The sequence below is a fragment of the Iocasia fonsfrigidae genome, assembly GCF_017751145.1.
Lineage (GTDB): Bacteria > Bacillota > Halanaerobiia > Halanaerobiales > DTU029 > Iocasia > Iocasia fonsfrigidae.
Map to the genome: position 1 here is coordinate 3,040,442 of NZ_CP046640.1, position 22,002 is coordinate 3,062,443.

18 protein-coding genes and 1 pseudogene are annotated in these 22,002 nt (G+C 37.9%); 1 reads left to right on the top strand and 18 read right to left on the bottom strand.

Annotated features, from left to right (window positions below):
• Nucleotides 1-7 precede the first annotated feature (7 nt).
• From kce to GM661_RS19250, 14 genes and pseudogenes are all read right to left on the bottom strand, one after another.
• A complete protein-coding gene (gene kce / locus GM661_RS14595) occupies nt 8-823 on the bottom strand; it encodes a 3-keto-5-aminohexanoate cleavage enzyme (protein ID WP_230867496.1) in 816 nt (271 codons plus the stop codon).
• A 5-nt stretch (nt 824-828) separates the two neighbouring features.
• Nucleotides 829-1,203: a 3-aminobutyryl-CoA ammonia lyase gene (gene kal / locus GM661_RS14600; protein ID WP_407929678.1), complete on the bottom strand. Its 375-nt coding sequence runs from the start codon at nt 1,201-1,203 to the stop codon at nt 829-831.
• 27 nt (nt 1,204-1,230) lie between these two features.
• Nucleotides 1,231-1,989: a lysine 5,6-aminomutase subunit beta gene (gene kamE, locus GM661_RS14605; RefSeq protein WP_230867498.1), complete on the bottom strand. Its 759-nt coding sequence runs from the start codon at nt 1,987-1,989 to the stop codon at nt 1,231-1,233.
• Nucleotides 1,990-2,043: 54 nt separating this feature from the next.
• Nucleotides 2,044-3,606: a lysine 5,6-aminomutase subunit alpha gene (gene kamD, locus GM661_RS14610; protein ID WP_230867499.1), complete on the bottom strand. Its 1,563-nt coding sequence runs from the start codon at nt 3,604-3,606 to the stop codon at nt 2,044-2,046.
• A gap of 31 nt (nt 3,607-3,637) precedes the next feature.
• Complete coding sequence (gene kamB / locus GM661_RS14615) at nt 3,638-4,696, bottom strand: lysine 5,6-aminomutase reactivase subunit KamB (protein ID WP_230867500.1); 1,059 nt, start codon at nt 4,694-4,696, stop codon at nt 3,638-3,640.
• Between the two features lie 16 nt (nt 4,697-4,712).
• Entirely contained in the window at nt 4,713-5,360 is a 648-nt protein-coding gene (locus tag GM661_RS14620; RefSeq protein ID WP_164522342.1) for a 3-oxoacid CoA-transferase subunit B, read from the bottom strand.
• Nucleotides 5,361-5,365: 5 nt separating this feature from the next.
• On the bottom strand, nt 5,366-6,547 hold the full coding sequence (locus GM661_RS14625; RefSeq protein ID WP_230867501.1) for an acetyl-CoA C-acetyltransferase: 1,182 nt from the start codon (nt 6,545-6,547) through the stop codon (nt 5,366-5,368).
• A gap of 48 nt (nt 6,548-6,595) precedes the next feature.
• On the bottom strand, nt 6,596-7,246 hold the full coding sequence (locus GM661_RS14630) for a CoA transferase subunit A (RefSeq protein ID WP_230867502.1): 651 nt from the start codon (nt 7,244-7,246) through the stop codon (nt 6,596-6,598).
• A 133-nt stretch (nt 7,247-7,379) separates the two neighbouring features.
• Nucleotides 7,380-8,825 (bottom strand): Na+/H+ antiporter NhaC, encoded by a 1,446-nt coding sequence (gene nhaC / locus GM661_RS14635; protein WP_230867503.1) that lies wholly within the window; start codon nt 8,823-8,825, stop codon nt 7,380-7,382.
• A gap of 111 nt (nt 8,826-8,936) precedes the next feature.
• Nucleotides 8,937-10,142, bottom strand: coding sequence for a M20 family metallopeptidase (locus tag GM661_RS14640; RefSeq protein WP_230867504.1), 1,206 nt, complete (start codon nt 10,140-10,142; stop codon nt 8,937-8,939).
• A 750-nt stretch (nt 10,143-10,892) separates the two neighbouring features.
• Entirely contained in the window at nt 10,893-12,974 is a 2,082-nt protein-coding gene (locus tag GM661_RS14645; protein ID WP_230867505.1) for a sigma-54-dependent Fis family transcriptional regulator, read from the bottom strand.
• A 124-nt stretch (nt 12,975-13,098) separates the two neighbouring features.
• Nucleotides 13,099-14,448 carry a diguanylate cyclase domain-containing protein gene (locus tag GM661_RS14650; protein WP_230867506.1) on the bottom strand — a complete coding sequence of 450 codons (1,350 nt, stop codon included), beginning with the start codon at nt 14,446-14,448 and terminating at the stop codon, nt 13,099-13,101.
• Nucleotides 14,449-14,698: 250 nt separating this feature from the next.
• On the bottom strand, nt 14,699-15,661 hold the full coding sequence (locus tag GM661_RS14655) for a P1 family peptidase (protein WP_230867507.1): 963 nt from the start codon (nt 15,659-15,661) through the stop codon (nt 14,699-14,701).
• A gap of 77 nt (nt 15,662-15,738) precedes the next feature.
• Nucleotides 15,739-15,828 (bottom strand): annotated as a pseudogene (locus tag GM661_RS19250) (carbohydrate ABC transporter permease); the annotation flags it as partial.
• Nucleotides 15,829-16,081: 253 nt separating this feature from the next.
• Between GM661_RS19250 and GM661_RS14660 the strand changes: the two are divergent.
• Complete coding sequence (locus GM661_RS14660; RefSeq protein WP_230867508.1) at nt 16,082-18,154, top strand: substrate-binding domain-containing protein; 2,073 nt, start codon at nt 16,082-16,084, stop codon at nt 18,152-18,154.
• Nucleotides 18,155-18,315: 161 nt separating this feature from the next.
• Here GM661_RS14660 and GM661_RS18985 read toward each other — a convergent pair whose 3' ends face one another.
• From GM661_RS18985 to pnuC, 4 genes are all read right to left on the bottom strand, one after another.
• Complete coding sequence (locus GM661_RS18985) at nt 18,316-18,642, bottom strand: ATP-binding cassette domain-containing protein (RefSeq protein WP_269059893.1); 327 nt, start codon at nt 18,640-18,642, stop codon at nt 18,316-18,318.
• Nucleotides 18,639-18,980, bottom strand: a complete 342-nt coding sequence (locus GM661_RS18990; protein WP_269059894.1) for an ATP-binding cassette domain-containing protein — start codon at nt 18,978-18,980, stop codon at nt 18,639-18,641. The genes GM661_RS18985 and GM661_RS18990 overlap by 4 nt, the downstream gene beginning before the upstream one ends.
• Before the next feature lie 66 nt (nt 18,981-19,046).
• Nucleotides 19,047-20,876 carry a glycoside hydrolase family 3 protein gene (locus GM661_RS14670; RefSeq protein WP_230867509.1) on the bottom strand — a complete coding sequence of 610 codons (1,830 nt, stop codon included), beginning with the start codon at nt 20,874-20,876 and terminating at the stop codon, nt 19,047-19,049.
• 422 nt (nt 20,877-21,298) lie between these two features.
• Nucleotides 21,299-21,994: a nicotinamide riboside transporter PnuC gene (gene pnuC, locus GM661_RS14675; RefSeq protein ID WP_125991408.1), complete on the bottom strand. Its 696-nt coding sequence runs from the start codon at nt 21,992-21,994 to the stop codon at nt 21,299-21,301.
• Between the last annotated feature and the right edge of the window lie 8 nt (nt 21,995-22,002).

Below are 22,002 nucleotides of genomic sequence, written 5' to 3' on the forward strand. Positions count from 1 at the left end.
TAAATCCCTAAATAATTTCCAGAATCTCTCTGGCTTCATCAGGTTTAGCAATTTCACGGCCTAATTCATTAGCCAGGACAACTATCCTCTCTACTAATTGGGCATTACTACTGGCCAGTTGATTCTTCTTGTAGTAAATATTATCTTCAAACCCGACGCGGACATGTCCACCCATGACAATAGTATTAAGCGCTATAGGGAGTTGATGTCTGCCGACACCTGCCGCCGTCCAGCTGGCATCTTCTGGTAAGATTTCTGTAAGATATAAGAGATTTTTTAAAGAAGCCTTAATAGCACCGGGAACCCCCAGGACCAGATCAAAATGGAGGTGTTTATTTAACAAGCCCTCTTTTTTTAGCTGTAGTGCACTATAGATGTGACCGGGCTCAAAACATTCCAATTCCGGTAGAATATCATATTTATCCATCTCCCTGGCAAAATTGCGCATCAAGGGAAGATCATTAACAAATATATTATCTCCAAAGTTAGTTGTTCCACAATCCAGGGTAGCCATTTCTGGCTCAAGATAGACCGGCTGTATCCTCTCCTCCCAACTCATTCCAGCTGCACCACCTGTTGAAGGCTGGATAATAGCCTTAACACCCTTCTCTTTCATTAACTTAATAGTCTCAGCAAAAACATCTTTATCCTGTGTTGGTCGGCCGGCCTGATCACGGACATGGAGGTGGATTATGGAAGCCCCCGCCTTTTCAGCCTCAAGGGCAGCTTCGGCCAGTTCTTCAGGAGCAAGTGGTAGATTGGGGTTATCCTCTTTAGTAACCTCAGCACCACAAATAGCTGCAGTAATAATCAGTTTCTCCACCAGCCTCACCTCCTCTGCCTTTCCTTTTTGACCAGACATGTTCCACTGGCCTTACCCACCAGTATAGGCTCAGCTAGGACATCTGCTGCTGAAGGAAACTCTGCATCCTCTGCAGCAGTGATCACCTTTCTGGCTGTAAAACTCATCTTTCTTGAGGTATTACCCACATGTGTAATATGCCCTACAGCCTCAATATAATCTCCCACATAAACAGGGGCCAGGAATTCAACACTATCATAGGCAACAAATAAACCCTCATCACCATCATTTCTAATCAATAATTCAGTTGCTATATCTCCAAAAATCTCCAGCATCCTGGCTCCATCCACCAGGTCACCAGCATAATGGGCATCATGTGAACTCATTCTGAGTCTAATCATAACCTCTTGCAAAAAAACCACCCCCTATTATTTTTCAACATTTAATCCCCGTTCAACAATAGTCTGCACAATATATGATGCTACATCAGGTGGCAGGGTACCTGTTCCAAACCCTGCATCAAAACCAAGCTCTAGAGCAAGTTGATGACTAATACGAGGACCGCCAACTGCTACTACAAATTTATCCCGCAGACCCTCTGCCTCTAGCAGCTCCACCAATTCTGTCAGGTTTTTAATATGAACATCTTTTTGAGTAACTACCTGTGATACCAGGATTGCATCTGCTTCCAGTTCTAAGGCCTTTTCTATTAATTCCTCATTGGGAACCTGACTCCCTAAATTATGGGCATTAATCTGGGGATAACGTTCCAGACCATATTCACCAGCATAACCTTTCATATTCATAATAGCATCCAGGCCAACAGTATGGGCATCAGAACCAGTACAAGCCCCAACAACTGTTACCTTACGCCCAATCTTATCTTTTATATAACTATTCACCTCATAATAATCCATTACATCTGTTTCCACACTGGCTACCTTTATACCAGTAAAATCAACACTATGAATTAATTTACCATATAAAACGAAAAAACTAAACCCCTCACCCATATCTTTCATTTCAACAACACCTACTTCCTCTAAACCCATCTTATTGGCTAATAAACGGGCGGCTTCCCGAGCCTCTAGTCCTGTCTCCAGAGGAAGAGTAAAACTAAGCTGTACCTTACCATCATTAAGGGTATCACCATATGGTTTAACAGCTTGATAATTTAATTCATTCATCAGATAATATCCCCCCTTCTAAAATAATATGGTCCTATTATTTTTTCTTAAAATTTAGATGCCAAGATTTTCCTTGAAAATTTCCATAAAGGGATTATAATAGGATTCAGCTTTTTCCACAACCCCATCAGCACCTTTTCCACCGGCAATAGGTCTTGTTATATCAGCAAACATACCTTCTTCAATAGCAGGCATAAGCCCCTTCTCTGCAATCCCCTTTAACATATCTTCTGTTTCAACCAGCACCTTATCAGCCCTTTGTTGTATTTTACCGTCTTCTTTAAAGCTTATCTCTTCTGACAGACTACGGGCATTATTAAATATATATTTGGCATTTTCAATACTTAAAGCCCTATCACTGAGGAATGGTGTATGAATAGCTTCAGTAAGCATCCCCAATAGTTGAATAGACTGGCCAGTCATTATTGAAGCTAGGTTAAACATACCATCCTGCAGATGTCCTTTAAAAATATTACCGGTCATATATTTAGTCGGCGGCATATATTTTAAAGGTGCATCAGGGAAAAGCTGCCTGATTAGCTGGGCCTGAGCTATCTCCAGTAGAAAACCATCTTTAATATCTGGATTAATCTCAAAGGCATGACCCAACCCCATCTGTTCAGCTTTTAGACCTGAACGGTAAGCCAGTTCCTCATTAATAAATTGTGAGGCAATTACCGTGTGCGCCTCTGCTACTGCATCAGCTGTAGTTAGGTAATTATCCTCACCAGTATTAATAATTATACCGGCAAAGGCATTAATCATCCGGGAGAAATACTGGTCTATAAAGGTTCTCTTCATATTAATATCCCGGAAGAGAATACCATACATAGCATCATTAAGCATCATATCCAACCTTTCAATAGCACCCATAGCAGTAATTTCGGGCATTGCTAGACCTGATGCATAGTTAACTAGCTGAATATATCTACCCGTTTCTTCACCTACTTCATCAAGTCCTTCTCGCATAATACGGAAATTCTCCTGGGTAGCATATGTTCCACCAAAACCCTCGGTTGTTGCCCCATATGGTACATAATCCAGCAGGCTCTGGGCAGTACTTCTGATCACAGCAACTATATCAGCACCCTGACGGGCAGCTGCCCTGGCCTGAGTTACATCTTCATATATATTACCTGTAGCAACAATAACATATAACCAGGGTTTAGGACCTGGAGGAAGCTTTTCCTGTAGTTCCTCTCTCCTCTTTTTAGTACCCTCTATAACGGCAACCTTCTTATCTACCAGTTCTGTTATTTTTTCCCTGATATCTGCCAGCTTATGTTCTTTAAGTTCGGTCAGGGAAAGCTTGCCCAGAGCTACCATCTCAGCTATCTCCTGTGGTTCTTTACCCAGTTCAAGCATAGCATTCCCCAACCAGTAAGCTATACCTCTATCTAATTTCCCTGCCTCCAGTACATTATCTACTACAATATTGGGAAAGGGAACCTCAGTACCCTCTTCTACCCCATCTATACCAAAAAGACGGGCCACAGTCCTTTCCACTGAAGTAGTGGTATTTTTATCTATATGTTCCTGTATTCCATCAGCAATATCAACAGCATATTCACGGCATTTACTAACTAACTGCTCATCAATCCTCAATTTACTTCTCATATAATTCCTCCTTCCTTATTTACACTAAATATTATTTCAGGGATAAATATTCCTCACTCATTAAATCATATACTGGTATACCGGGCAGTTTTTCTCTTATTTCATCTACAAGCTGCCTGGAATCAAGATGAACCCCATAGGGGCTAAGTGGATTTACGGTAATACCCAGTATATTTATCTTATCCAGGACAGCAAGCTCAATATTATATTTATCCAGGAGATTAAAAATTCCTCTATCTAAAAATACCCTGGTACCATCTTTAACTACTATCTTACAATTCTTTATCTTCAGGTCATATATTAAATCCTTCACAAAGCTATTTACCAGAGCACCCTTTAAAATCAAAGTTTTAAGGCCATCATTACCACACAATTCTAATCTCTTCTTTAATCCCTTTAGTGAAAAAGAGATTCTGGACTCTATCTCTACTAAGTCTCCCCTGCTATCTATCATTGCATTTTTATCCTTATGATAGACACCTTTAATCAGCTTTCTAAGCTTCGCGCCTTTTATCTCAGGGGTAGTCAGTTTTCTAACCTGATCAAGGGTTTTTTCTATCACACCCTCTACGGTATTAGCAATTACTGCCCCTGTTGAGAGAATAATACCTTCGGCCAGCAGGGGAACAGCAGAACTGCGCCGATCAAGTGCACCATCCAACAAAATCAGGTCAATATCTTCAGGGAGATATTCCTTAATCTTCTGGAGCTGGCTGATAGAGTTTATCCCGATTAATTCGACAATACCAGATTCTTCAGCTTTATAGACCTTAACCTCACCAAAAGGGGTCAAAATATCAGTAGCTGAAAAAACCCCTGCCTTGAGATTACTGGCCTGATATACCCGATCAGCCGTTGCAAAAACATTCCCTGCTGATACCTTTATCCTCGGTTTTTTCTTTAAAGTCAGGGAGTCTATCTCTTCTCCATCACGTCCAAAAGAGATGAGGGCCAGCTTCAAACCAGCATGGGTCCCTTCTTTGACCAGTGTATTAAAAGCAACTGTTTTTCCAGAGTTTTTGGCCATTCCGATAATAGCCAGACAGTTAATCCCTCTGTCCCTGATCAACTCTATAAATCTCTTATCCATATAAACCCACCCTTAGTTAAAACTCTTTTAGGTCCTCACTTATAATTAACTCAGCTTCTGTTTTCTTTATTACCTCTTCAACATCTACCCCTTTAGCTATTTCCTTAAGTACTAATCCCTTTTCAGTAAATTCCATAACAGCCAGTTCCGTTACAATTAGATCAACCTCTTTTCTGGCAGTTAAAGGGAGGTTACATTTCTTCAAAATCTTGGCCTGGCCTTTTTTGGTTACATGCTGGGTAGCTACAATTACCCGGCGGGCACCTACCGTCAAATCCATAGCACCACCCATTCCTGGAACCATCTTGCCGGGAATCATCCAGTTGGCCAGATTTCCCTCCTGGTCTACCTGCAAAGCACCAAGTACTGTAGCATCAAGGTGACCTCCACGAATAATCATAAAAGAGCTAACACTATCAAAAAATGCCCCACCCTTTTTTATTGTAACCGGCTGCCCACCTGCATTAGTAATATCTTTATCTTCCTCACCCTCTACAGGAGCTGGTCCAAGACCGACAAAACCATTCTCTGAATGTAGTATTATCTCAACATCATCCTCAATGTAATCAGCAACCATCGTAGGCAGGCCAATACCGAGATTTACTAAATCCCCATCTTCAAATTCCCGGGCCACACGTCTAGCTATCTTCTCTCTTGCCTTCAAGTAATTCACCCTCTTTCAACTATTGTAGAACAACCCTGACCCCCACCTATACATAAAGTTGCTAAACCAGAACTAACTCCTCTTTTCTTCATTTCATGTAGTAAGGTAACAAGTATCCGGGCACCACTGGCACCAATTGGATGACCAAGGGCAATAGCACCACCATTTACATTAACTATCTCAGGGTTTAATTTCAACTCCTGTAAAACTGCCAGGGACTGGGCTGCAAAGGCCTCATTTGCTTCAATAAGTTCAATATCATCTATGCTTAAACCGGCTTTCTCCAGGGCCTTTCTGGTAGCTGGAATCGGTCCTGTTCCCATAATTTTAGGGTCAACACCTGCAGAGGCATAGGCCTTAATCCTGGCCAGTGTGGTTATCCCCAGAGCAGCAGCCTTTTCAGCTGACATTAATAAAACAGCTGCAGCACCATCATTGATCCCGGAGGCATTTCCGGCCGTAACAGTACCGTCTTTTTTAAAGGCTGGTCTTAGTTGCGCCAGTTTTTCTACAGTAGTACCGGTTCGAGGATACTCATCTGTATCAAAAATAAGGGGTTCCTTCTTCCTCTGTGGTACCTCAACAGCAACAATTTCTTCTTTAAATCTACCTTCCTCGACAGCCTTCTCTGCTTTCTGCTGACTTAAGGCAGCAAATTTATCCTGTTCCTCACGGGACAGTTTCCACTGTTCAGCAATATTTTCAGCTGTTATTCCCATATGATAGTCTTCAAAGGCCTCCCAGAGACCGTCCTTAATCATTAAATCCACCAGCTTACTGTTACCCATTTTGTTACCCCAGCGCATGTTCTCCACCAGATAACCTGCCCTACTCATATTTTCCATACCACCTGCGACAATTACATCTGCATCACCAAGTAATATTGCCTGGGCAGCCAGATTGATAGATTTCAGACCAGAGCCGCAGACCTTATTGATAGTTACACTGGGTATCTGATAGGAAAGCCCTGCCTTCACAGCAGCCTGCCGGGCAGGATTCTGACCGAGCCCACCCTGGAGAACATTACCCATTATTACCTCATCAACCATCTCTGGGTCAAGACCAGCCCTTTTAAGGGATTCTTGAATAACAAGAGCTCCCAGTTCAGTAACCTCAATATCCTTTAAACTACCACCAAATGAACCTATCGCAGTCCTCACCGCACTCACAATTACAACTTCTCGCATCATATCACACCCTTATTTTAGAGTTTTAAAAATCTTTCCTGAAATTACTTAAGAAAAATCAACTATATAATCAACAAAGATGCCAGGGGTCATAATTTGATTTGGATCAAGTTCACCTGTTGGTACTATCTCTTCTGCTTCTACTATCACTATATCAGCTGCCGCAGCCATGACCTGATTAAAATTCCTGGCTGATTTACTATATATAATATTACCCGCCTGGTCTACCTGCCAGGCCTTTATTAGTGCAATATCAGCCCCCAGGGGCAGTTCTAGTAAATATTCTTTCCCATTAATTTCTTTCTTGTTTTTACCCTTTTCTACCACAGTTCCCACACCTGTCGGGGTATAAAAGCCGCCAAGACCTGCTCCATAGCTACGTATCCTCTCGGCCAGGGTACCTTGAGGTACAAGCTCTACCTCTAATTCCCCCTTATTCATCTGCAAACCTGTTTCTTTATTTAAACCAATATGTGAGGCAATTACCTTTCTGGCTCTTTTTTCTACAATTAGACTACCAAATTTTCCATCTGTAAAACCTGTATCATTGGCTATCAGGGTTAGATCCTTAATCCCTTCAGCTAATAAAATATCAATCAACTTAAGGGGGGCACCACATTCCATAAACCCACCTACCATTATCGTCTGTTCATCTGCCAGATAATCCTTAACCTCTTCTGGATTAATTACCTTGCCCATTAGATCCCTCCTTTTAATCTTTATTTATCCATGCCAGTTATACCATCACTAATTCTTTTAAAAAATAATCTCTCTGTAATATAAAAATATACAGAGAGATTATTTTTGTATATTTTATATACAGCTAACTCTATTAGGACTTAATATTTTCCTGGGCACTATAGGCTGTTGGGTCATCAAAATCACCCTCATACCAGATGGCATAGCCACTAAATCCGTAGATTACTGCTATAATCGGCACAAAGAGAGCCAGAAAGACAAATGGGAAATACTGGGTAGTCGGTACACCCAGGGCACCAGTAAAGAATACCCCACACAATCCCCATGGAACCAGTGGTGAAAAGACAGTTCCTGCATCTTCAAGTGTCCTTGATAAAACCCTGGGTAATAATTTCTTCTTTTTAAATTCAGGTATTACCATCCTACCTGTTATAATGATAGCCATATACTGACTAGCAGTAGCCAGATTAAGGCCTATTGCTGAAACTACTGTAGTTGCAATTAAGCCACCGGTATTAGCTACTAAGCTGCTAAATTTACTCAAAAAGACCTCTAACATCTTGGTCTTCTCCAATATTCCACCCAGACCAACACCAACAAACCCTAGGGAAACTGTCCACATCATACTCTGCAGACCACCACGGGTTAGTATCTGATCAACCTCTGCTACACCAGTACTACCAGTATAACCATAATTCATTACATTAGTAATCTCAGTAATAGTTGAACCCTGGAAGATTAACGCCAGTAAGGCAGCAACCAGTGAAGCAGCTATCATCGTAGGCAGAGATGCAACCTTCTTTACGGCCATAACTATTACCAAAATAGGAGGTATTAACATGATTGGGTTGATTACAAAACTCTCCCTTAAAGTAGAAGTAATTAACTCTACCTGTGATGCATCGGCAGTACCCTGGACATAAAATAAACCAAGCAGCCAGTATGCTATCAGAGCAATTACAAAAGCAGGTATTGTTGTATACATCATACTCTTAATGTGGTCAAAAAGATCTGCCTCACCAACAGCAGAAGCAAGGTTTGTGGAGTCAGAAAGTGGAGACATTTTATCCCCCAAGATAGCACCACTAATTACTGCACCAGCCGTCATGGCCGCAGGTACTCCTAGACCAGCACCAATTCCCATCATAGCAACACCTACAGTACCACCAGAAGTATATGAACTTCCAGTAGACATCGAAGCCAGAGCAACTACTATCGAAGCAGCCACCAGGAAATATGATGGAGATAAGATTAATAAACCATAATAAATAATAGTCTGGATAGTACCAGAAGCAACCCATGTACCAATAACCACACCAATAATCATTAAGATTAACATCGGTAGCATGGCCAGATTAGCACCGTATAACATTGCATCCTGAATCTCCTGCCAGGTATAGCCGTATTGCATAGCCACTAAAGCAGCCACAACAATAGTCAGAATCAGTGTTACATGAACAGGAATACTTAACCATAATACTGAAATAGCCATTCCAACAGCTAAAAACAATAGAACAAACAATACACCGCCAAAACTCGGCAGTTTTGCATCTGTCTGATTAATCTTTTCCTCAGTCAAAATATTTTCCCCCTTTATAATTTAAATAAAAATATAAATAACAGTTTTTATGCCAGATAACACCTCCCTTAGATTAAATCTTTCCAGATTAGACCTTGGAGTACTTTCGGGTTAAACCAATACATTTACCAGGAAATTATAAATTATATTGGCTGTTTTAACAACAGAATCAAGCTCAACATATTCATCTGCACTATGATAATTTTCACCTGATGGACCCATCACATAAGTAGGTATTTTTGTTCTGGAACCCAGGTAATTAAAATCACCAACACTAGAGAAATAAGCAATATTGGCCTCTTGAGAGGTGGCAGCCTGTATACTCTCCTTAATGGCCCTGGTATAGGGATTACTTTCTGAGACTACATAGGGTTGGAAACCAGCACAATCTGGATGAGGGGCATCCCGGAAAGAAATACTTGCCTTACCTTTTATATCAGCCCGCTCAATGGCTTTTTCAACCTCCTGTCTGAGATAGTTTCTGTCTTCTCCCAGGGTAACATGTCTAAATACAGAGAATGAAGCTGTATCAGGAACAGAAAGTGGAGCTCCTCCACCCTCAACATCAATAATACAGATCGAACCTGTTCCCAGTTTTGGGTGTTCTTTAAGCTTGGACTTCTCCAGTTCTACAATAACTTTTGAGGCCTCTGTAATCGCATTAATACCCTTTTCAGGATTTGCCCCATGGGCAGATTTACCTTTAAAATTAACGGTATATTTCCAGCCACCCCTGGCCCCCAGACATAAACAAGGGAAATCTATACCAGCAAAAGCCGCACTGGGCTCTGGAACAATTGATACATCAGCATTATCATAATACCCATCCATTACCAGGGCATCTGTTCCTAAACCATATGGCCCTTCTTCATCACAGACCAGGGTATAGAGTATCTCACCATTAAAATGTTCTACAGTCCTGGAAAAAGCCTCGACAGCCAGCATAATAGCAGTATCCCCACCCTTCATATCAAGGGTACCCAGACCATACATGCGGTTTCCTTCAATTTCAGCAGCCAGGGGTTCTCTTGTCCAACCATCACATATATTTACTGTATCAAGGTGTCCATTTAAGACTACCTGTGGTCCTTCATCTTCACCTTCCAATTTCCCGACAAGGTTGGTTCCTTTAAAATCTGTAATCTTCTTTTCATAAAATTTATGTGTATCAACAGGTAGATTTTTAGATTTGAACCAGTTAAACACATATTCCATTATTTCATCCTCATGAAAAAATGGACTATGAATCCTCACCAAATCACCCAGTAAACCCTTAACCCTCTCCAGATTGATAATTTCCTCTACAGTTTTACTCATCATACCCCTCCCTGATAATAATCTAACTAGATCCAACATCACTCCAGATAAATTAGATAAATCATTATATTTATTGTATTGTCAAAAAACACTGAAAATTTATATCTATCCTTCATTTTATATTTAAAGCAAGAACTGTGCCAGAATCTGAAAAAACAGGAATTTTCAATTAAAAAAATTAACAAAACACCTATTTTCCTGCCATTTACCTTACATTAACTCAGAAACTAACCCTGGACTATTATTTTGAATTACCAAAAAATAGCTATTCAGCATTTAGGGAATAATAATGATTTAAAATTGTATCACTAATTAATCCTCGCCGGTAAAACCCTCTCTTTCCCCTTAAACAGGCAGAGGTTTTTATTTTTAATTCATAATTGTATCGATTGATTCAAAAACAAATCACCGTTGCCTCATTATTACTTTATACAGAAGAATAAATAAAATCGCTTTCACAATTTATAGTTATTTAGTAACAATCCTAAATCATCTTAAACCAGACAAATATACTTACTGAACGACTCTAGAAATTGTCTGGGGGCATGGAACTTGGCCTCGATGGCCTAATACTGACTCGACCATGCGTTATAAAAAGAAGAGTCAGTGAACCGGAAGACAATTTCTCAACAGCAAGCGAAGGCAGGACGCCAAAGCGCATGACAAGGGAAGTAAATATATTTGTCGGTCGTTAGAATTATCTACAATCCAAAAATATTTTAAAAAAAAAGCCTGCTTTAAGCAGGCTTTTTAAATCATATACTTCTTCCTTTTGCGCACAACTGTAGGCTGGCTCACTTCTAAAACTCTGGCCACTTCATAAGTACTACTGCATTTCTCAAAAGCCATCTTTAAGATGTCTTTCTCAACCTTTGATACTGCTTTTTTAAGGGGAATAATATCAGTAACCTTAATATCTGTCTCTTTATTCTCCATCTCTTTTATCTTCTTGGGCAGAATCCTGGGCTCAATTATATCCTGACTATACATAACCACAAACCTTTCAATCAGGTTTTTCAATTCGCGGACATTACCAGGCCACTTATAATATTCCAGGTATTCAATAGTCTCCAGGGCTATCTTCTTATTTATATTATATTTCTTGTTAAACTGATTTAAGAAATTATAACTTAAAGGGGCAATATCTGCTTTCCTTTCCCTTAGAGGAGGGATATGAATCGGCACCACATTAAGCCTATAATATAAATCCTCCCTGAAAGTCCCTTCCTGCAGCATTATATCCAAATCCCGGTTAGTAGCAGCCAGAACACGGACATCAATCTTAATACTCTCTGTTCCCCCTACCCGCATTATCTCTTCTTCCTGTAAAACACGTAATAATTTCACCTGTAAATTCAGCGGTAATTCCCCAACCTCATCTAAGAGTATTGTCCCTTTATCAGCCAGTTCAAAAATCCCTGGTTTCCCATCAGACTTGGCACCAGTAAAAGCACCTTTTTCATAACCGAAAAGCTCAGCCTCCAATAAATTATCTGGGATCGCTCCACAATTTACCTTCATAAAAGAATTCTTACTGCGCTTACTGGACTTATGAATTGTTCTGGCTATAATTTCTTTACCCACACCAGATTCACCAGTAATTAAAACTGTAGAGTCTACCCCCCCAATCTGTAAGGCCAGGTCAATAATCTTCTCCATTTTATCACTTTTAACTACGACATCATCCAGTTCCAGCTGCTGTAGACGCAGTTTTTCCAGTTCAGAGTAGTATTTTTTGCTTAACTGTTTTGTTTTTTCTAATTCCTCTTTTAGGTGATTCAATTCCTTTACATCACGGGCTGTAGTTACTACCCTAACTATCTTACCTTCTTCATTAAACACAGGATTACCTGTACTTAAAATCCTCTGTCCACTCTTAAGTTCATGCATTACTGTCACTGACTCACATTTCTCTAAAACCTGAAAGGTAACTGATTCAGAAAATATTCCTTCAGCGACCAGTTCCCTCATATTTCTCCCTAAAACATCTTCACTCTTTATTCCTGTTATTTTTTCATAACTACTATTAATTCTGATGGTGTCTCCCTTACCATTAGTAATATATAAACCATCAGAGACCGATTCAATTATAGCATCTAATTCCTTATTTAAATTCTTGACTATGTTTAATTCCTCTGAAATTTTTTCCAGATCAGAAATATCCTGAAAAATGGCCATAGCCCCTTTTAATTCGCCATTTTTATAGATTAAACTCCGGTTAGTTAAAACAGTAACATCACCGATATTTAGCTTTTTACCTGACTCCTCTCTTTCATCTTCCAGAACACCTATCAAACCTGTATTAGGGAGGATATCTATCAGTGGTTTACCCAATACTTCTGTTGATTTACACCCCATGATTTTTTCAGCAGCTGCATTAAAGGTAATAATTAAACCATCTTGATTAACAGCAATAATGCCATTATGGGATGAATCAAGGATAGTAGTTAGCTCCCCTACAACCTCCTGTGACTGTAGATAAAATCCCCTGACCAGGTCTGTTCTAGTTAATATCCCGACTAGTTCATTATCACTATTAACCACCGGCAGTCTACCGACATTAGTCTCCAGTGCCTTTTCAATAGGCTCATCTTCATTTATCTTAATCAGGTCCCAGGTCATTAGTTCTTCTACTAAAGTACCTCTATCTAAATTATCAATTATTACCTCCATCAAATGGCTTTTAGTAAATATACCCAGTAGTTTTCCCTGATTATCCACAACAGGTGCCCCATCGATTTTATTATTATGAAATACCTGGGCCGCCCTGTTAATTGTATCCTGCCTGAATAAAGTAATGGGTTTCCTGCTCATTATATCAAATACCCTCATATAACTCCTCCTAGTTAATCACTGTAGCACATCAGGTATATAAAGTATATCATAATATTCAGTAAAATAAAACGCTAAACCCCCTCACTTTACATAAGAAGGTTATCTAAAGACAGTATTATTTCTATTTCTCAGCTAAAACCTGTTCAAGAAAGACTCTAACCAGTTGAGGGTCAAATTTGTTACCAGATAGTGATTTAAGCTCTTTAATTACTTGTCTATTATTATGCAAACTATGCCGGTAGTAATAATCTACAACAGCCAGCATCCTGGCCTGGTATGGTATCTCTTCACCTTTTAGACCATAAGGGCCACCACTGCCGTCCCAATTTTCTCTAATAGTTAAGATCTCCTCAGCAATAGGGGCTAATTCATTAAGGTTTTTAGCAATATTATAACCTGCCTCAGATATTTTATAGTTATCTCCTACTGTTTCGGGGTTAACCCGGCCTATATCATAATATTTGGCCAGTTTTCGTATTTTTCTAAGTTTACTATCATTAAACCCCAGAACCTGTCCAAATTTATCAGCAGTCCTGATTACCAGAGATAGGTATTTACGGAACTGTATTAAATCAGCATGCAACTTATTTAACAATTCCTTTAAGATCAGTTCTTCAAATTTGGGCCGGTTTATCAATTTTTTTTCATACATATTCTCATCTGCTTTTTTCAAAACTCGCTCAAACCTCTCCTCTTCACTAAGCTTAGTAGCGATACCAAAACAGATTGCCGGTTTAAAGAGAACACCCTCCAGCCTTACTTCTTTCTTGTTTATCCGTTCAAGCAGTTTCTCTGCCTCTTTATAAGATGTTCCTGGTAAGATGATTATAAATTCATCACCACCCCAGCGGCCGATCAGATCACCCTGACGGCTGCTTTGCTGAATAATACGAGCAATTTCTCTTAATAGATTATCTCCTGTCTTATGACCAAAAACATCATTGGTGAGTTTTAAGCCGTTAACATCACCGATAACAATAGAAAAAGGCAGGTAACGCTTATGGTCAAGGCGTTTAATTTCCTCTTCCAGAAAATTTCTATTATATAAGCCGGTTAATCTATCATGGAAAAACCTCTGGCTTTCCTCGGCTTTAACCTCTGTTAGTTGAGATAGACTCTGATAAATATTCAACATATATGATTTTTTGGCAGAGACTTTAAAGGGATATCCCCGTACCAAAACTGCAATCTCAGTACCATCTTTTCTGGATCTAATGGTGGACTCTTTAAATTCCTTTTTACCCGCAGCTAATTCCAATAAGGTCTCATTTTCATGATGAAGGTCTGGAGGTACTATCAATTCAGATAGGTCTTGACCTATTGAATCTAGTTCTGAATAACCAAACATCTCCTCGAAACCCTCATTTGATAAAACTACTTCTCCCTGCGCATCCAGTACAACCATTGCCAGTGGAATATAATGGAAGGACTGCTCATAGATCGATAGTAATTCCTGCTGCTTGATTTCCATCTCTAAACCTCACTCCCTCCACCATTATCAAATTAACTATTATTGAGCTTTATAATATATCACATTAACAAAAAAGGCAATATCGATCACCAATAAAAAAACCAAAAAATGAGACTTTGTACCTATTATAACTCAAAAAATATTATTTGTAAATGAGTTTTCAATGGTCGTTCCCAATATAGTACCAGGTCTACATTTATAACTGAGAAGATATTTATTACACACAAATCAGGAATTACTTAAAATTTTGCTATCCTATGTCAGCATATGATTTAAGGCCAAAGAGACTTTCAGCATTTTTCACTGCATTCAGAACTGCTTTTTCTATTACTACAGCTGCCAGCATCCCTAAAAGATTTATATTTACCTCCACTTCCCCTGCTGCCATAGTAAAAATTGTATCACCATCTACTAAAGAATGAGAAGGTCTCATAGTCCGGGCATAACCATCATGGGCTATACTGGCAATCTTATTTGCCTGGGATTTACTGATTTTAGCATTTGTTAAGACTGCAGCAATTGTTGTATTACCACTGAAGGCAGTATCACCCTGCAGTAGACAGGCTATTAATGCTTTTTCAGAGTTTATCACTTCTTGACCATTTTCCTTTAAAGCCCCTGCAATTACACTTCTGTTCTCAGGGTTAATAACATCTCCAAAGCAATTAACCGCTGCTACTGCCCCAATCTTGAGTCTGCCAACCTGGCAGGCATATGTACCCTGGCCACCTTTCATAGCCCTTTCCATACCCAGGTATTTGCCAACCGTGGCACCTAGACCAGCACCAAAGTTTCCATTCGGTATTTTCTCTCTGTAAATATGCTGACAGGCCTGATATCCCATTTCCCTATCAGGCCGTTTTTTAAAATCACCTACCCCCAGGTCAAATAAAACAGCTCCTGATACAATTGGCACCCTGCCTATCCCTACATCAAAACCACAGTTTTTTTCTTCCAGATACTCCATTACCCCTGCTGCTGCATCAAGCCCAAAGGCACTACCACCACTTAAAACTACGGCATGGATTTTTTCTACTAAATTAACAGGGTCTAACAGGTCTGTCTCCCTGGTCCCTGGGGAACCACCCCTGACATCAACACCACCAGTAGCTCCTGTTGGACAGATAATTACTGTACACCCGCTGCCCCCTTTATCATCCTGGGCCATCCCAATTTCAAAACCCTCTATTTCACTTAATGATATTGACTGCATTTAATTCCCTCCTAATTATTATGTAACTTAAGTATAATTTATTTTAAGTATTCTGCCAAGTATTTCTCTTTTATTAATTACCCTTTTAAACCTGTAGTCATAATACCCTCTACCAGATATCTCTGGAAAAATATAAAAATAATGATTATAGGGAGCAAGGATAAAGTAACCTTTTATCAATAAATTTTTTTTGATAATTCATCCACATAAGTTATTTTCTAAAGTAAATTTTATCAAATGCAGGAAATTAATCTTTCACCTAGAATTATAGTAATATATGTAATTTTAAAAATTATCTAAAATATGCAGAACTTCTTTTAACAGCAATTTCACAATTCACTTGAATCCAATACTTCACTGCTTTACAATTCATCCTTTTATTCCTTAATATTATAGATAATAAACACGGAGGGGAATTTTATGCAAAGAAAGATTATATTGGGGACAGTAGCTGTGTTTCTGCTGATAGGTTTTGTTTTTAGACAGTTTTATATAGGTCTGGGTAATGTATTTCTGATTGTCGGTATAACTGCTTATCTAGGATCAATATACATATTTTCAAAGGATAAAAATGATTATACAAAAGTAATTTCAGAAAAGATAAAGAATAAGGACTTATTAAAAGATAAATCCATCGAAGAAGTGCATAGAATAAACCCTGATTTATACTATATTTTTAATGAATTCACCAGAACTATTATAGAGTTTAAAGATTCTGTAGAAGAAATCATCAAATTATCCAGTGTTGTCACCGAAACTGCCAACGAATCCACAGATTTATCTAAAACCATGATTGATATCAATAATTACATAGCCAAAGGGGCTGAACAACAGGCAGTAGAGACCGAAAACTGTATGAAAGACCTGCTCAGTCTATCTAATAGTTTTGAAGAGATGTTTAATACTGTCAATAAGACAGAAGAAGGAGTCAATAACCTTAAAGAAATCAGTAGTGACGGCACAAAGAGTGTTTCAGTCTCCATGGAAAAAAGTAATGAAATGCAGGGGGTATTCTCTAAAGCCATCACTATTACAGATGAATTAAAAAAGAGTGCTGACAGCTCAGATAAGATCGTTTCTGCAATAGGTTCAATCTCCAACCAGATTAACCTCCTCTCTCTTAATGCCTCTATAGAGGCTGCCAGGGCCGGGGAGTCAGGCAAGGGATTTGCCGTAGTCGCCCAGGAAATCCGACAGCTGGCCGAACAGAGTGATAAATCTGTTCAAGAAATAGGGAAAAATGTAAAAACAATCAATAAAAAGATAGATGATACCATCAATATCATCAATACACTAACTGAAAAAGCAGAACTCCAGTTAAATGCAGCTGATCAGGTAAATGATGCCTTTGAAAAAATTAATACCGCAGTAAAGAACTTTGTAGAGGAACTGGCAGTACTTAAAGATAATGTAGCGAACATACGCAGTACCAAGGATTCTGTAGTAAATGCTATTACAGACATAGCCTCTGTTTCCCAGGAATCTGCTGCCTCTACTGAGGAGGCCAGTTCAAATAGTAAGATGCAGAAAGAATCTAATGCAACACTCTTTGACCTTGCTGAAAGACTAAAAAATACTGTGGAAGGTGTTGAGCAAGGTATCAGTGATTATAAAGTCAGAAGACAGCAGAAAAAAGTAAAAAAAATAGGATTTGTCCACACACTTGACGAAAAACACCCCTTTATTAAAAAAATGATTGAAAATGGAAAGTCAACCGCCCATCGTTATGGTTATGAATTTATAATAAAGTGCCCTGAATCAGGAAACCAGACCTTTAATGCCCAGTTAAAGCTGGTTAAAGAACTGGAAGAAAAGGAAATTGATTACTTAATACTTACACCTGCTGACAATGAAGCCTTTATTCCGGTTATAAACAAGCTGGATAAAAAAGGTATCAAAACAATCTGTATTGATTCTGATGCACCAGAAAGCCGGAGACTCAGCTTTATCGGCACTGATAATTATGCTGCCGGGGTTAATGTAGGTGAGGTAATCGTTAAAAACCTTAAAACTACTGCTCATGCTAATATTATCTTAAGTATGATCAATGAAAAACAGAGTAATATGATAGACCGTATGCAGGGGATTAAAGATGTCCTGAAGAAATACAGGGGAATAAGTATTATGGCTATTGAATCAGGTTATACAAATAGTAAGGAAAGACTGAGAAATATGGAATACCTTGTTAAACAATACCCCCAATTTGACCTTATGGCCGGTATAGAAGCAAACTATGTTGATCTGGTTAAAAAACTTAAAAACAGGATGGAGCTAAGTAATAAGTCTTTTATCGGCTTTGATAATATTCCAGAAAACCTACAACTATTACAGGAAGGGGTAGTAGATGCGATAGTTGCCCAACGTCAGGAACTATTTGCCAAGATAGCAGTAAGGAAAATCTATGATCATGAAGCAGGCAAACTGGATAATAATATTGAACTACTGGATACCTATGAAATTAACCAGATAAACATCAAGGCCCTTGCCAGGTAAGAATTAAAATACTATTGAATCTTAAATAACGAAAGGTCAAGAAAATTAATCATCTTGAACTTTCGTTTTTATATTTTATAACTACCTTTCTGTCTGTCAACAGGGTTACATTATTTCTTCCAGCATACCATCTTCTAAACTTATAGTTCGATCTTTCTTATTTATAAGAAAAAAAGACATTCGCGCAATCCATAATAATACATCCAACTTTCAAATTCTATGTTGTTACCGATCTTACCGTTCTTAATTCCAACTATTTTATAAGCATAATCAATCATTTGAAGATCCCGGGTAGAAAAAATCATGGTAGTTCCCAAGTCTTCATTCATTTTGATTATTATCTCCATAATCTGGTCAGCGGTTTTTGAATCCAGATTAATAGTCGGCTCATCTAATAATACTAATACAGGTTCTTTTACCATAACTACAGCTATTACTGCCCGTTTTTTCTGAGCACTGGATAATTCATTTGGTCTTTTGTTTTTCAAGTCATATAGTTCAACATATTGTAAAATTTCATTACTTTATTTTTTAATTTTATATTATTTTTTTCAACCAGTCTAGCAGCATATTCTACATTCTCATAGATAGTCATATATGGTATTAAATCAAAATCATTAGAAATATACCCAATATTATTTTCTCTAAATAAATCTAAATCTTTTTTCCCCAAGCCAGATAACTCTTTACCATCAAAAAGAAATTTACCACTGCTAGGTTTATCTAAACAACTAATTATGTTCAATAAGCTTGTCTTCCCTGAAGCAGAAGGACCAAATATAGTAGTAAATTCACCTTTTTCTACTACTAAATTTATATCCTTCAAAGCAACTACCTCAGATTCTCCCTGACAGTTTTTTTATTTTTACTTGTTTTTATATCACCTCTTTATTTACAAATCCATGACTAATCCATAGCCATATTCAAAAAGAGGATCATATTGCCTATCACCATAGTTAATAGGTAATTGTGATACATGCTTTGGCCAGGTTATTGGTAGTCTACCTGTAAAATTATAATCACCGAAAATTACATCTGCCACTCCCTGCCCTTCTGAACCTGGTAGCCAGGCCTCTATAAAAGCATCCCAGTCATCAATATAATTACTTACTATTAGAGGGCGACCAGAAACCATAACCACTACGATTGGTATCCCAGCCTGTTTGACCTTATTTAGAGTAGTTATATCGGCTTTACTCAATGACAGATCAGGGTCATCTCCTTTCCATTCAGCATATGGGTTTTCACCAATTACCACAATTGCAATGTCGGCATTGTCAAGACTAGCTACTACTTTCCCTCTACCTTTAACAGCATTTTTAATCCCCTCTTTAATAGTAGTACCCTCAGTTATATCTCCTGTACTACCCTGCCAGGAAAGAGTCCATCCACCACATTGACTGCCTATATCATCACAATTACTCCCTGCAACATAAATATTTGCACTCCTGGAAATAGGTAATACCCCATTTTTATTTTTTAACAATACTAGAGATTTCCTTACTGCTTCACGCGCAGCCTCTCTATGTTTACTAGAACCAATTACATTAAAGTCTACCTGTTTGGGATCAACAAAAGGCTCTGCAAACTTGCCTGCTTTAAATTTAATAGTCAAGATCCTACTTACTGCATCATTGATCCTATCTCCACTTATATCACCAGATACTACAGCTTCTTTTAAAGTGCTAATAAATCTTTTCCAGTCATAAGGTTCCATAAACATATCTATACCAGCATTAACCGATTTAACAACCTGCTCATAATAAGATGGCAATTTTATATCATGAATCGAATTCCAGTCAGAAAGTACTATACCATCAAACCCTAATTCCTCTTTTAAAACATCAGTAATCAAATATTGCTGGGCGTGCATCTTAGTTCCCTGCCAACTGCTATGAGAAACCATAATACAACCCACTCCTGCATCTATTGCTTTCAAATAACCCTGCATATGTATTCCTCTCAATACCTCCTCAGACACAGAAACATCACCACGATCAAGAAGACCGTCTTGGCCCGTCCCTAATTCTACTCCACCATCACCAAGATAGTGTTTGGCCGTAGCAATAACATACTCTCCACCCATTTCGGTATCTTCACCCTGTAAGCCTTTAATATATGCTGCTGTAAGTAGTTCCTGTAATTCAGATGTCTCCCCAAAACTTTCATAAGTCCTTCCCCATCTTTCATCACGTGCTACAGCAACAGATGGGGAAAAATTGAGGTCTAAACCTGTTGCTCGTACCTCGACAGCAGTTATTTTAGCTATTTTTTTAACTAACTTGGAATCTCGGGTAGCCCCTATACCAATATTATGAGGAAATATTGTTGCATTTTTTACACTATTATGACCATGTACGGCATCAATACCATAGAGAATAGGTATTCTTAAACGAGAATTCATAGCTTCCTTTTGAAAATTATTATACATTTCTACCCAGTTGGAAGCTTCATTAGGATATGGCACTGAACCCCCACCACTCAGAATTGACCCCAGATAATAGTTTTTGATATCCCCAACATTAACAGCGTCTCTTTCTGCCTGTGTCATCTGACCAATTTTTTCTTCCAGAGTCATTAAATCAATTAATTTATTAACCTTTTCTTCAATAGATAAACTTTTATCATTGATAAAATCTAATTTCACTTCAGATATATTATTATCTTTTCCCTGTACATAATTTAATGTTAATCCATTCTGAACAGCTCCAGTTAAAGACATAAAACAAAGGAAAACAACCACTACAAATATAAATCTGTATCTCACCTTTTTCCATAATATTTTCTTAATAATTCTCTTCCCCCTTAAAAAACCTTTTTTATTGAATATCCCTTTATCTATTCTGTTATAAAAACTATGAATAATAGGTAACATATCCTTCTCAAAACGATAAACCACTTGACCACTATTCTTATTTAATTCCTCCTTTTTAAAGACTAAGGCCTTACTTTATTTTCATTTTTTCCCATATAATTATTATATTTTTCTAAAACATCAATATTTCCTGCCTTCATATATATTTTTTTTTGTGCTAAAATTAATACAAAAGCCTTACCATAAATGGTAAGGCTTTTGTATTAATGTCACCCCATTAACTATAATTTTAATATGACAAAATATAAAAAAGATTTTTAATAGCAATTTTAAGTTGTTGCATATTTTTTATTTAACGCAATCTTTTTCCAGTTATAATAACCGTATGAAGAATTAAGTAAATTTGTAATCTTCATAACTATAATTATAAGAGCTGTCTTATCCCCTGACATGTATACCATTATCCACATTGCAATAGATAAAGCATTTACAACAACCCACATTAGCCATTGTTCAGAAAATCTCATAAGGTAAAGTATACTAGCTATAACAGAAACTACTGTAGTAAGAGAGTCCATAAATGGAAGGTTTCCTCCCATTACCTTCAATATTCCTGAATATCCAAAAATTCCTGCTACAGTACCTATAAATATCATTACCATCAACTTAGGTGTCATTGTGCGAAAACACACTTGCCCATTACTCTTTGTATTCTTTTTCCATAAGTAAATAGCAATAATACTAACAGGTATACTATATATAAGATTGTACATAACTTCACCATAAAGCTTTACTCCCATACACTGATATGAATATAAAAGACTGTTAATCACTGCAAAATAAAGTCCAGTTACTTTTCCTTTGGCACCCAAAACCAAATTAAGACTTCCTGTAAGACTTAATATCAACATGAATGGGGTATCTCCATTTAAATACCATACACTTATCATAATAGTACAGACTAATGCAAGCCATAATTCTTCATATATTGACCAATCACTAAAATAATTTTTTATTTTCTCCATTTTTAATT